11 protein-coding genes are annotated in these 12,718 nt (G+C 40.8%); 8 read left to right on the top strand and 3 right to left on the bottom strand.

Translation table 11 applies throughout. The features are described 5' to 3' along the window. Positions 1–84: 84 nt before the first annotated feature. Positions 85–606 (bottom strand): TetR/AcrR family transcriptional regulator, encoded by a 522-nt coding sequence (locus tag AOG27_RS15370; protein ID WP_054553889.1) that lies wholly within the window; start codon positions 604–606, stop codon positions 85–87. Between the two features lie 204 nt (positions 607–810). Between AOG27_RS15370 and AOG27_RS15365 the strand changes: the two genes are divergently transcribed. From AOG27_RS15365 to AOG27_RS15335, 7 genes are all read left to right on the top strand, one after another. Further along, positions 811–2,397, top strand: a complete 1,587-nt coding sequence (locus AOG27_RS15365; RefSeq protein WP_082389293.1) for an ABC-F family ATPase — start codon at positions 811–813, stop codon at positions 2,395–2,397. 411 nt (positions 2,398–2,808) lie between these two features. Beyond that, positions 2,809–3,291 carry a 5-(carboxyamino)imidazole ribonucleotide mutase gene (purE, locus tag AOG27_RS15360; protein ID WP_054553887.1) on the top strand — a complete coding sequence of 161 codons (483 nt, stop codon included), beginning with the start codon at positions 2,809–2,811 and terminating at the stop codon, positions 3,289–3,291. A gap of 1 nt (position 3,292) precedes the next feature. Then, entirely contained in the window at positions 3,293–4,441 is a 1,149-nt protein-coding gene (locus AOG27_RS15355) for a 5-(carboxyamino)imidazole ribonucleotide synthase (protein ID WP_054553886.1), read from the top strand. A gap of 143 nt (positions 4,442–4,584) precedes the next feature. Further along, positions 4,585–4,815, top strand: coding sequence for a DUF2798 domain-containing protein (locus AOG27_RS15350; protein WP_054553885.1), 231 nt, complete (start codon positions 4,585–4,587; stop codon positions 4,813–4,815). Further along, positions 4,812–5,744, top strand: coding sequence for a YeiH family protein (locus AOG27_RS15345; RefSeq protein WP_054553884.1), 933 nt, complete (start codon positions 4,812–4,814; stop codon positions 5,742–5,744). Before AOG27_RS15350 ends, AOG27_RS15345 begins: the two co-directional genes overlap by 4 nt. 35 nt (positions 5,745–5,779) lie before the next feature. Continuing rightward, positions 5,780–6,904 carry an endonuclease/exonuclease/phosphatase family protein gene (locus AOG27_RS15340; RefSeq protein WP_419177739.1) on the top strand — a complete coding sequence of 375 codons (1,125 nt, stop codon included), beginning with the start codon at positions 5,780–5,782 and terminating at the stop codon, positions 6,902–6,904. A 105-nt stretch (positions 6,905–7,009) separates the two neighbouring features. Next, positions 7,010–9,502, top strand: coding sequence for a prolyl oligopeptidase family serine peptidase (locus AOG27_RS15335; protein WP_054553882.1), 2,493 nt, complete (start codon positions 7,010–7,012; stop codon positions 9,500–9,502). 71 nt (positions 9,503–9,573) lie between these two features. Here the strand turns inward: AOG27_RS15335 and AOG27_RS15330 are convergent, their stop codons facing one another. Beyond that, complete coding sequence (locus AOG27_RS15330; protein ID WP_054553881.1) at positions 9,574–10,167, bottom strand: hypothetical protein; 594 nt, start codon at positions 10,165–10,167, stop codon at positions 9,574–9,576. A 51-nt stretch (positions 10,168–10,218) separates the two neighbouring features. Continuing rightward, positions 10,219–10,803 (bottom strand): rhombosortase, encoded by a 585-nt coding sequence (gene rrtA, locus AOG27_RS15325; RefSeq protein WP_054553880.1) that lies wholly within the window; start codon positions 10,801–10,803, stop codon positions 10,219–10,221. A gap of 85 nt (positions 10,804–10,888) precedes the next feature. Between rrtA and ggt the strand changes: the two genes are divergently transcribed. Then, positions 10,889–12,646 (top strand): gamma-glutamyltransferase, encoded by a 1,758-nt coding sequence (ggt, locus tag AOG27_RS15320; protein WP_054553879.1) that lies wholly within the window; start codon positions 10,889–10,891, stop codon positions 12,644–12,646. Positions 12,647–12,718 lie beyond the last annotated feature (72 nt).

Below are 12,718 nucleotides of genomic sequence, written 5' to 3'. Positions count from 1 at the left end.
AAAATTATCATGCAACAAACCTTGTTTGAGGAAAAATTATTCACTTTAGGTTCACAATATCGAATTATCAATGAGTTAGTGAGCTTAAAATATAGACACTTTCTGACTCAGCGTTCTCAGCATCAATTTTGTATTCGGAGTTTCAGCGCCTAAGCCATACAATAAGGTCATAAAATAGCAGTCGAGTAATATAGCAGCTTTAACTTTATTAAATTGGGGTTGATCGGCAAATACTAATGATTGAATTAGTTCCATGTGTTGTTGTTGAAAGGTTTTGCAGAACAAGCGTTGGCTAAAAAGCACTTTATAAAAGCGGTGATGTAAACAGTAAAATTGATAAAAGTATTGAGCATAATGATTGATTTTAAGACGAGGAGGGCGGTGAATGTCGGTTTCTTTGGCAAGTTCTAATACGTCATGAAACCTTAGATCAAGACATGCTTCTAAAATCGCAATTTTACTATCAAAATGTTTAAACAAAGTACCGATTGCAATACCACAAGTAGAAGATATTTGCCGTGTAGAGGTTTCATTGAATCCATGTTTAGAAAAAAGTTGCCAAGCAACATTTAAAATATGCTGATGTGTCTTATCGTAATTACCCATAGCTAATATCTTAATTTTTAAAGTTAAATTTAAAAGTGAGCGCGTTCACTAATAAAAGTGAGCGTGTTCACTAAATGTAGACCTAACAATTTCAGTTGTAAATTGAGGAATTGATTTAACTAATCTTTCATGGCGTGCCAAGCGGCTTTAGTTTAAAATTGCCCGCAGTTTCGTTTTACTTTTTACCCGCTGGAGGGTACCGCTATCATTAGTACAGCTAATATCACCATGCAATTTGGTGCTAAACCTTTATTCGAAAATATTTCAGCAAAATTTGGCGATGGTAACCGTTACGGTTTAATCGGTGCGAATGGCTGTGGTAAATCAACCTTCATGAAAATCCTAAGTGGTGAACTAGAGCCATCTTCAGGCAATGTTAGCACAGATCCAAACGAGCGTATTGCTAAACTAAACCAAGACCAGTTTGCTTACGAAGAGTTTTCTGTAATCGACACAGTAATCATGGGTCATAAAGAGCTGTGGGAAGTAAAAAAAGAGCGTGACCGTATTTACAGCTTACCTGAGATGAGCGAAGAAGACGGTATGCGTGTAGCAGACCTAGAAACTGAGTTTGCCGAAATGGATGGTTACTCAGCAGAAGCAAAAGCGGGTGAGTTACTAATTGGTGTAGGTATTGGCACAGAGCAACACTACGGCCCTATGTCTGAAATCGCACCGGGTTTTAAACTACGAGTGTTACTTGCACAAGTGCTGTTCTCTGATCCAGATATCATGCTTCTGGATGAGCCTACCAATAACTTGGATATTTACACCATCAAATGGTTAGAAGACGTGTTAAACCAGCGCGACTGTACCATGATCATCATTTCGCACGACCGTCACTTCTTAAACTCAGTTTGTACACACATGGCCGACATCGATTACGGTGAGCTTCGTATTTACCCAGGTAATTACGATGAGTACATGTTTGCTGCAACGCAAGCTCGTGAGCGTCTACTAAGCGAAAATGCCAAGAAGAAAAGCCAAATTGCCGAACTTCAACAGTTCGTATCGCGCTTCTCTGCGAACGCTTCAAAAGCAAAGCAAGCCACATCACGTGCTAAACAAATTGATAAAATTCAGCTTGAAGAAGTTAAAGCATCTTCTCGTCAAAGCCCGTTTATTCGTTTTGAGCAAGAAAAGCAGTTATTCCGTAATGCCTTAGAGCTAACAAATTTAACGCAAGGCTTTGAAGAAACACTATTCACTGGCCTTGAAGGCCTAGTTGAAGTAGGCGAGCGCATTGCAATTATCGGTGAGAACGGTGTTGGTAAAACCACACTATTAAATACCCTTGCTGGTCGTTTAGCACCAAAACAAGGTGAATTTAAATGGTCTGATAACGCTAATATCGGTTACTACGCACAAGACCATGCTGACGAGTTCGAACAAGACATGAACTTATTCCAGTGGATGGAACAATGGCAACAAGAAGGTGACGACGAGCAAGTTGTTCGTAGTTTCTTAGGTCGTATGCTGTTTTCACAAAACGATATCAAAAAGTCAGTAAAAGTGATTTCAGGCGGTGAGCAAGGCCGTATGCTGTTTGGCAAAATTATGATGCATAAACCAAACATCTTATTAATGGATGAGCCAACCAACCACATGGATATGGAATCTATCGAAGCGCTTAACTTAGCACTTGAAGCATACGAAGGGACATTATTGTTCGTATCACACGATAGACAATTTGTATCATCACTAGCTAACCGTATTTGGGAAATCAAAGACGGCAAAGTTATCGACTTTAAAGGTACATACACTGAGTACCTAGCAAGCAAAGAAGCTTAATTAGTTGATGAGTGATTAAAAGCCATGCATGTCATGGCTTTTTTGTGCTTCTAGAGTCGTATCTTGATGTGAGTTAGGGGATATACCCAAACCACATCAAGATACAGAATTCAGCGTTTCACAGGTGCTTAATATCAAGGCGTTACTTTGTAGAAATGGCAGTCCCTTTTAAGAAGTAACAACGATGAGAGTGAGTGCCTGTGAAGCGCCCAACGGGTTGGTTTAAAAGCGATTTATACTGCGTTATCGATTTTAACAATAGAACCACTATTATTTGCAATCAATGCCTTGCCTAAATCGCTTTTAATTCCAACTGAAACTCGCATCTTGATGTGGTTTGGGTATATAATACCGCCACAAAATAAGGACAAAAGTCCGCTTTTTAGAAAACTATTTAACTGAGGTGTATTTATGACTGTTGGCATTATTATGGGTTCCAAATCAGACTGGCCAACGATGGAACATGCGGCGTTAATGCTAGAAAAATTCGGCATTGAATACGAAACTAAAGTTGTTTCTGCTCACCGTACCCCTCAATTACTTGCTGACTATGCAAGCTCAGCTGCAGATCGCGGCATTAAAATTATTATTGCAGGTGCCGGTGGTGCTGCGCACTTACCAGGTATGGCTGCGGCGTTTACATCACTGCCAGTTTTAGGTGTGCCAGTTAAGTCTAAAACACTTAATGGTGTAGATTCGTTATTATCTATCTGCCAAATGCCTAAAGGTGTTGCGGTCGGTACATTGGCTATCGGTGAAGCGGGTGCTGCAAATGCTGGCCTTTTAGCGGCACAAATTTTAGGTTGCCAACAGCCTGAAATCTTCGCAAAAGTTGAAGCTTTCCGTAAAGAACAAACAGACACTATCTTAGCTAACCCTAATCCTGCAGAGTAATATGAATATTCTAATTTTAGGTGCAGGTCAGTTAGCTCGCATGATGAGCTTAGCGGGTGCACCGCTTGATTTAAATGTTGTTGCCTACGATGTGGGTAGTGAAAAAATCATTCATCCATTAACTGGTGAAGTTCATAACAGCACATTACAACAAGCTATTGATAACGCAGACGCAATTACAGCAGAGTTTGAACACATTCCTGATGATGTACTTACATTATGTTGTCAAAGCAATAAGTTTTATCCGGGTAAAGCGGCAATTAAAACAGGTGGCGACCGCGCACTTGAAAAAGCATTACTTGATAAAACAAATGTTGAATGCGCGCCTTACCAATTAATTACAGAAAAAGCGCACCTTGTTGCTGCTGTAGAGCGTTTAGGCAAGCCGCTTGTGATCAAAACTTGCCAAGCGGGTTACGATGGTAAAGGGCAATGGCGCTTAAAGTCTGATGATCAAATTGACCAAATCTGGTCAGAAATGGCAGATTTCATAGCATCAGGCACTGAAAGTGCGCCGCATTCTATTATCGCTGAAAAGATGATCCCATTTGACCGCGAAGTATCTATCATTGGTGCTCGCGACAAAGCGGGTAACACCGTTATTTATCCATTGACTGAAAACCAACACACCAATGGTGTACTTACGCTTTCAGTTGCTGGTAAAGAAAAAGCAGCAATTCAAGAACAAGCAGAGCTTGCTTTTAACAAGCTTGCGCAAGAGCTTGACTATGTGGGTGTATTAGCAATTGAGTTTTTTGATGTACAAGGTACGTTATTAGTTAACGAAATTGCGCCACGCGTTCATAACTCTGGTCACTGGACACAGCAGGGTACACATTGCTCACAGTTCGAAAACCACATGCGCGCTGTTGCAGGTTTACCATTAGGTAGTACAGCGTGTCTTCGTCCTACTGCTATGATCAACGTACTTGGTCAGCCTTCAATCCCACACTCAGTACTGGCAACGCAAGACGTTACAAGTCACTGGTATGGTAAAACGGCTAAACCAGGTCGTAAGATGGGTCATATCAATGTATCGGCCGATAACCTTCACCAATTAGGTGAACGTTTAGCGGCACTGGCTGAAATTCTACCAGAGCAAGACTACCCAGGAGTTGCTGATACAAGCACTCAACTTATTTTAAACTAATCAGTTTAAATTCTAAAAGCCGAGTTTATCTCGGCTTTTTAATTACCCGCAAACTTCGCTAATTTTGTACCTCTTGTCTCAAAGCACTTGCGTCAGGGTCATCTTGCTATAGACTAATATTTTTATATTAATATTAGATCGTTATGTTACATCCTCGATTAAGAACAGTCGTATTTGCGTTCTTTATGGCGCTGTTTATGTCTGGATTTATGTCTTTAGTGATCAGCATTTTTAACGTTGGTTTAATCGATAACATTGCAACCATTTGGCTTAAAGCATGGGCTTTTGCATTTTGTGTGGCGTTTCCTACTGTTATATTTGTTGCACCTGTGGTGCATAAGCTAACCAATAAACTTATCAGAGCACCGTTGTGATAGCCGAACGCCCAAAGCAGTTTCTATTTATTGCACTATTTTTAGTATCAGCATTACCATTTGTTGGCTCTGCTACGGCACTTGTCGTCGGTGCTTTATTTGCCATGATATTAGGCAACCCATTTGCTTTGCAGTCACAAAAAATAAGTAAATGGATGCTAAAGTTGGCGGTGATTGGCTTAGGCTTTGCTGTTGATTTTAATCAAGTTATAGAAGTAGGTCGCAGCTCTATTGTGCTTACTATTGTTAGTATTACCGCTATTATTGGCCTTGGTGAAATTTTATCTCAGTTATTTAAGTTAAATAAAAACACCGGTGTACTTATTTCTTTTGGTACCGCCATTTGTGGTGGTAGCGCCATTGCAGCAATGGCGCCGGTTATAAAGGCAAAAGATCACGAAGTAGCTATATCACTCGCTGTGGTGTTTTTATTAAACGCCCTTGGCTTAGTGTTATTCCCAATGATTGGTCATTACTTTGGCCTGACTGAGCAACAATTCGGTGTTTGGGCTGCACTTGCTATTCACGACACCAGTAGTGTAGTGGGGGCTTCCGCTGCGTATGGCGCATCAGCACTTGCTATTGCCACAACCATTAAACTAACTAGAGCGATGTGGATAATCCCTTATACAAGCATTGCGGGTGTGTTTTGGAAATCAGACGAAAAAGCCAGTATCCCATTGTTTATATTTGGCTTTTTAGCGGCGGCACTGATTAATTCAAGCTTTCCTGAATATCAAGCATTGTGGCATGCACTTAATGTTGGTGCTAAACAAGTGTTAGTAATGACCTTATTTTTGATTGGTAGTGGTTTATCTATTTCAGTCTTAAAACAAGCGGGCATTAAACCTTTTATCATGGCGATGATCTTATGGATCATTGTCACCAGTATTATTTTACTACTTATAGTAGACGGATTTATTTCATGAAAAACGCTTTATTAACTTCTTCAATAGCACTGGCCATGGGCCTTTTTGCTAACAATATATCGGCGGCTGATTTACGTGTTGCTACCTTTAATGTGAGTATGGATGCCACTAACTATGCTAAAAAAGGCGAAGCAATAGATAAAGATGCTCTAAGTAAAGCATTAGCCAGTAACCACCAGCAAATTCGTAACATTGCCGAAATTATTCAGCGCGTAAGACCTGATGTAATTTTACTCAATGAGTTTGATTATATTGATGCCGACAAAGGCATTAACGTATTTCGTAAAAACTACCTGCAAGTATCGCAAAATAAGCAAGTTGCCATCGATTACCCGTATTACTTTATTGCACCTGTTAACACTGGTTTACCTACTGAGTTCGACCTAGATAACGATGGTGTAAAGGGGCATTACAAAGGCGACGCACACGGCTTTGGCTTCTTTGAGGGGCATTATGCAATGGCAGTATTGTCGCGCTACCCAATCGATTTAGATAAAGCGCGTACATTACAAACATTCAAATACAAAGATATGCCAAATGCACAAATGCCTGTCGACCCCAAAACAGGTAAAAACTGGTATTCAGCTGAAGAGTGGCAAGCAATTCACCTAAGTTCTAAGTCTTTTTGGGATTTACCAATAGATGTAAAAGGTAAAACGTTTCACTTGCTTGCATCGCACCCAACGCCGCCTGTTTTTGATGGTGACGAAGACCGTAACGGTAAGCGTAACCACGATGAAGTACGCCTAGTTGCAGATTACATCAACAATGCTAACTACATTTACGATGATAAAGGTCAAAAAGGTGGCTTAAAAGCGAAAAGCCGTTTTGTTATTGTTGGTGACTTAAATGCTGCGCCAGAAGGAGGTAAGGCACGCCCGAATACAACAGACCAAATTTTAAAAAATCCATTAGTGAATACCTCTTTTACGCCAACAAGCAAAGGTGCAAAAGAATCGTATAAAGAAGATTACGCTAAAAACTATACCGCTTATTGGCAGGCTCGTGCTGATTACGTTTTACCTTCAAATTATGGTATTGAGATAAACGATGGTGGCGTTTTTTGGCCACAGAAAAACTCTGAACTGTTCCGTTTAATTAAAGATCGTAACGCATCATCTGATCACCGTATGGTATGGCTTGATATCAGCATAAAATAAGCTGTTATTAAACGGAAAAGTTTGGCTGTTTATCCTATAAAAATTGCTATTTCATCAGTGCTTCTGCTTAAATAGGGCGAATTATAATAACCCGTAAGAAGCACTATGAAATTCAAAACCACTGCTAATAAAACGTTAGTGGCTCTCGCAGTCGCATCTAGCTTCATGCTAGCAGGTTGTCAATCAACCGCCTCAACGCCTTCTGAAGAACAAGTTACCAATGTAGCACCAGTAGTTGCTACTCCTGCTGATACAGGTTCAGCTGAAATCACGTTAGAGCAAGCAATGGCTCACCCTGATTGGTTAGGCCGTCAACCTGAGCGTGCTTTCTGGAATGGTGATTCTAACAGCATCGTTTATGCACAAAAGCAACAAGGCAATGAGTTACGCGATTTATACGTTCAAGCGGTAAATAGCCAATCTGCATCACAATTAGCGTTAAACAAACTACACACTGTAGGCGCTAAAAATGCCGTTTACTCGGCAGATAAAAAACAACAGGCTTATGCATTTGAAGGTAATATCTTCGTTAAAAACCTAAGCAATGGGCAAATTACACAAATCACTCACGATAGCGCACAGCAATCAAAACCACAGTTTTTAACTGATGGTAGCCTTGCATATCGCCAAGGTAATGCATTTTATAAAGTTGATTTAGCAACGGGTCGTCAAGTTGAATTAGTTAACTTACACCTAGACGATGCACCTAAAGGTGTACAAGAGCCAGACACTTACATTGCAAAAGAGCAGCACAAACTAATTGATTACATTGCGCTTACGCACAAAAACAAAAAAGATAGTGAAGAGCGTAAAGCACAAATCAACGAGCAAAACGACAGCATTGCTAATGCACAATTTTATTTAGGTAAAGGTAAGCGTTTAGCAGATGTACAGCTTTCACCAAATGGCCAAGCACTTGTTGCAGTAACCACAGAAAGCCGTTCATGGCGCGATGAAGGCGATATCATGCCTAATTACATTGCCGATGATGCACGCGTAAAAGCAGAAAAAGTACGCCGTCGTGTTGCTGATGAAAAACCAATCAGCTCAGACGTTGTTTACATCGACCTTAAATCAGGCGAGCAAACAACGCTTGCATTCGATACCTTACCTGGTTTTGATGAAGACGTACTTGCAGCTGTTAAGAAAGAAAACTACGCCCGTGATGGCAAAACTTATAAGTCTGAAAAAGCACCACGTGCCATCAACTTAATGATGGATTGGGGTTGGGACCAAAGTGCAATCCAATGGAACACAGATGGTTCACAAGTGGCTCTTATGCTAGAAGCATGGGACAACAAAGACCGTTGGTTAGCGACTGTTGATACACAAAACAATAAACTTGTTTCACAACACCGTCTGCATGACGATGCGTGGGTTAACTATGCATACAATGATTTTGGTTGGTTGAACAACTCAGACACGCTTTACTTCTTATCTGAAGAGTCTGGTTACAGCCACATTTACAAAAAGCCTTTAAACGGTAAAGCAACGCAGCTTACTAAAGGCCAATTTGTTGTTTCTAACTTAACGTTAACAGCTGATAACTCAGCGATTTACTACAAAGCCAACGTTGAGCACCCAGGTCTTTACGAAATCTATCGTGTAAACCCTGCAAACGGTGAATCTGAGCAAGTAACCAACCTTGATGGTATGACTGATTACCAGTTAAGCCCAGATGAAAGCAAACTATTGCTAACTCATTCAAAAATTATGTCGCCGCCTGAGCTTTATGTTGCTGATGCAAAAGCAAACACCCAAGCAACTCAGTTAACGCATACAGTATCTAATGAGTTCTTAGCGAAGAAACTAATTGCACCTAAGATTGTTGCTGTGCCTTCAAGCCATACTGATCAGCCAATTTACGCAAAAGTATATTACCCAGCTGATTATAAAGAAGGCGAAACAGGTAAAAACCGTAAAGCAGTTATCTTTAACCACGGTGCTGGTTACCTACAAAACTCACACATGGGTTGGTCTGGTTACTTCCGCGAGTTTATGTTCCACTCACTACTGGCTTCAGAAGGCTACGTAGTAATGGACATGGACTACCGTGCATCAAAAGGTTACGGCCGTGATTGGCGTACAGCTATTTATCGTCAAATGGGTACACCTGAAATCCAAGATTTAGCAGACGGCGTAAGCTGGATGGCAGACAACGCAAACGTAGATACACAAGCTGTAGGCACTTATGGTGGCTCTTACGGTGGTTTCATGACGTTTATGGCGCTATTCACGCAACCTGATTTATTCAAAGCAGGTGCTGCACTTCGTCCGGTAACTGATTGGGCTCACTACAATGGTCCTTATACGTCTAACATCTTAAACCACCCAGATGTTGACCCAATTGCCTATGAAAAGAGCTCACCAATTTACTTTGCTGAAGGGCTTAAGAGTCGTTTATTAATTAATGCGCCTATGGTTGATGACAATGTATTCTTCCAAGACTCAGTTCGCTTAGTACAACGCTTAATTGAGCTTGAAAAAGAAAACTTTGAAACAGCGATCTTCCCAGTTGAGCCGCATGGTTTTGTACAACCATCAAGCTGGTTAGATGAATATCGCCGTATTTATAAGTTATTTAAAGAAACGCTTTAATTCAATAGCATAAATTAAAAACAGCCACTTTAAGTGGCTGTTTTTGTTTGCAATAGGATTTATATATAGGGTTATTTGCAGTAAAATTCACTCACATCGAGTACTGTCTTACCTTCTTTTGAGTCGTTTTCAAAAATTAAACTATCACCCTCTAAACTCATTTTATAGTCTTTCATCCATGATAGATTAGCTATTAACTCCAATTCATAGCGATTAAACGAAACAGGGCACTTTAAATACACATAATGGTGAGCAGTTCCAAAAGCTCCAGGGTCTGATGTGTAGACATAAAAGGTGCGATATTCAAATGCTTGTTCTTGGTGAACGTAATCAGTATTTGAGTTAAACATGATGTTGAATAATATAAGTAAACCAATGCCAAAGAACATTAAGCATGAATACAAAATACTAAGAATAAGGGTCAAATGAGCAATAATTTTATTCTTAAACGATTCTTTAACGATACTGTATTTTGCTAACAACAGACAAAACCCAATACAAAGTGAGCAAAATACTATGATGTAATAAATATTATCAAGGCTTGCCATAAACGTTGGTGAAACAAATTTTAAGTTTACCAACTGGCCAAATAGCCCAGCCAATAGAGGCCCGTAAAGGCAAAATAGGATAATGCGAAGGTAAATATCTCCTTTATTTTCATTCATCTAAAATTCCTTTTCTAGTTAACAAAGAGCAGTTGTAAATAGCGAGTAAGGTTACCCGCGCTTTTTTATTATTTTAATGAAGACAGGCAAAGTCAACAGTGTGCCGCCAACTGCGCCGATAAAGTGGGCGTCAATGGCAACATTAGACGCGATTAGTTGACTCACCGATTCACTTGGGCCTGCTATTTGCTCCCAAATCACTTTAGCCCAAGTACCAGCGAACAATAACCAGCCTGATAGCATGCCTGCTTGTACATCTTTAACTGCTCCCCAAATGATCACACCGTGTAGTAGGGCACTTAATCCGGTGTAAATTTGGATATCTGGGCAAAATAGCCACACACCTATGCCACACCATAATGCAAGAATGGCAATATTAAACGCATAGCGAGCAGGGCTTGTATGCTCAGCGTGTAGAGCCCAAACTAATAAAATTCCGGCGCAATTTAAGCCTAAATGTGGCCAATTAGCATGCACAAATTGGCTAGTGAAAATACGCCAAAATTCACCATTTGCAACTAACTCACGGTTAAATTCAAGATATTCATTTAAGTTAAACGTAGCAAATGAGGAACTTAGTATTACTAAACACAGTGGCGGCAGAATATATTCTAGTTTCAGGGGCAGGTTTATCATGTTATTTTTGGTGTATCTGAGATTGTCGCCTATTGTGCACGTTTAATTTTAAGATGCCAAATACACTACGGGATTAAGTTTATTTATGTTATTCAAAACCAAAGCGCTGTTAGCTCTGTCCACCTCATTAATTTATTCAACTGCTATTTTCGCAGCCCCTGCAAAAGTTGAAACTCGCGAACCTGAAGCTGCAACGGGCTTTGCTCATAAGCAGGTTGTTGAAGGCGATAAGTACATGGTCGCAGCAGCAAACCCTTATGCAGTAAAAGCAGGGCAAAAAATGCTTGAGCTAGGCGGCTCAGCGGTTGACGCTGCCATTGCAACGCAATTAGTACTGACACTGGTAGAGCCGCAATCGTCGGGGATCGGTGGCGGTACATTTATGATGTACTTCGACAACAAAACCAAAAGCCTAACTAGCTTTGATGGCCGTGAAACGGCTCCAAGCAATGCTGATGAAACACTATTTTTAGATAAGCACGGTAAAGCCGTAAAATGGATTGAAGCCGTTGTAGGTGGTCGTTCTGTTGGTGTACCGGGTATTTTAGATGCCTTTGCCACTGCCCATAAACGTTATGGCAAGTTAGAGTGGCAAACCTTGTTTGCCCCTGCCATTGAATTGGCTGATAAAGGCTTTATTGTGTCGCCGCGTTTACATCAATTATTGGCTAAAGAATTAAACCCAGGGGTTACTAAGCTACCTGTTATTCGTGACTACTTCTTCCCTGATGGTAAACCGCTTGCTGTAGGTACCGTGAAAAAGAATCCTGAACTAGCCGCGCTTTATAAAGATATAGCGAAACAGGGCATTGATGCATTTTACAAAGGTGAAAACGCTAAAGAGCTTGTGCATGCAGTGCAAAACTCAGTTGTTGCACCGGGTACATTAACGGTTGAAGACTTAGCCAATTACAAAAGCAAAGAGCGCGCACCTGTGTGTGTTGATTATCGCCAGTACGAAGTGTGCTCAATGGCACCACCTAGTAGCGGTGGTGTAGCTGTGTTACAGATTTTAGCCTTACTTGAACATAAAGATATGGCTAAACTTAAACCAAACTCTGTTCAAGCTCTACATTACTTTACCCAAGCATCACGTTTAGCGTTTGCTGATCGCAACGTGTATATGGGCGACCCAGATTTTATGACAATCCCGACACAAGGATTACTCGATAAAAACTACATTGCTGGTCGCGCAAAACTTATTTCTGAAAAAGATACTCACGCAGAAGCAGGCACACCGCCAAACTCAGTTGCATACGCGCAAGATGATGCATACGAGCTGCCATCAACGACCCATGTTTCGATTGTCGATAGCCAAGGTAACGCTGTGTCGATGACAAGTTCTATCGAAATGGCGTTTGGTTCAACAGTAATGGTGAACGGGTATATTTTAAACAATCAACTAACCGACTTTGCTTTATCGCCAACTAAAGATGGTAAGCCATTGGCTAATCGTGTTGAAGCAGGTAAACGTCCGCGTAGTTCCATGTCGCCAGTCATGGTGTTTAACAAAGACGGCAGCTTACGTTTAGTGGTTGGTTCGCCGGGTGGTAGCCGTATTATTGATTATGTAGCTCAAGTGGTTGTAGGAGTGCTTGATTGGAACCTAGATGCGCAAACAGCCATTAACTTACCGCGCATTACTAATCGTAATAATTACACAAGCCTCGAAAAGGGCACTGAACTTGCCAACGCCGAAGCTGATTTTGTTAACCGCGGACACACAGTTCGTATCCTAGATTTAAACTCTGGTTTACATGCTGTTGAAGTTAAAAACGGTAAACTTTATGGCGCAGCCGATCCGCGCCGCGAAGGCATCGCTTTAAGTGATAAAAGCCACTAAAAACAAGCTCAGCAGCCTTAAAGCTGCTGAGTTTTCATGTATACTATCTGCTATGCTATTTAGAGCATAAAA

It is taken from the genome of Pseudoalteromonas lipolytica (genome assembly GCF_001306915.1).
GTDB lineage: Bacteria > Pseudomonadota > Gammaproteobacteria > Enterobacterales > Alteromonadaceae > Pseudoalteromonas > Pseudoalteromonas simplex.
This window is presented reverse-complemented; position numbering and strand designations above follow the sequence as displayed.

Coding starts and splice junctions, on each gene's coding strand:
- AOG27_RS15370 (WP_054553889.1), bottom strand. CDS start 606: ATGGGTAATTACGATAAGACACATCAGCATATTTTAAATGTTGCTTGG.
- purE (WP_054553887.1), top strand. CDS start 2,809: ATGACTGTTGGCATTATTATGGGTTCCAAATCAGACTGGCCAACGATG.
- AOG27_RS15355 (WP_054553886.1), top strand. CDS start 3,293: ATGAATATTCTAATTTTAGGTGCAGGTCAGTTAGCTCGCATGATGAGC.
- AOG27_RS15350 (WP_054553885.1), top strand. CDS start 4,585: ATGTTACATCCTCGATTAAGAACAGTCGTATTTGCGTTCTTTATGGCG.
- AOG27_RS15340 (WP_419177739.1), top strand. CDS start 5,780: ATGGGCCTTTTTGCTAACAATATATCGGCGGCTGATTTACGTGTTGCT.
- AOG27_RS15335 (WP_054553882.1), top strand. CDS start 7,010: ATGAAATTCAAAACCACTGCTAATAAAACGTTAGTGGCTCTCGCAGTC.
- AOG27_RS15330 (WP_054553881.1), bottom strand. CDS start 10,167: ATGAATGAAAATAAAGGAGATATTTACCTTCGCATTATCCTATTTTGC.
- rrtA (WP_054553880.1), bottom strand. CDS start 10,803: ATGATAAACCTGCCCCTGAAACTAGAATATATTCTGCCGCCACTGTGT.
- ggt (WP_054553879.1), top strand. CDS start 10,889: ATGTTATTCAAAACCAAAGCGCTGTTAGCTCTGTCCACCTCATTAATT.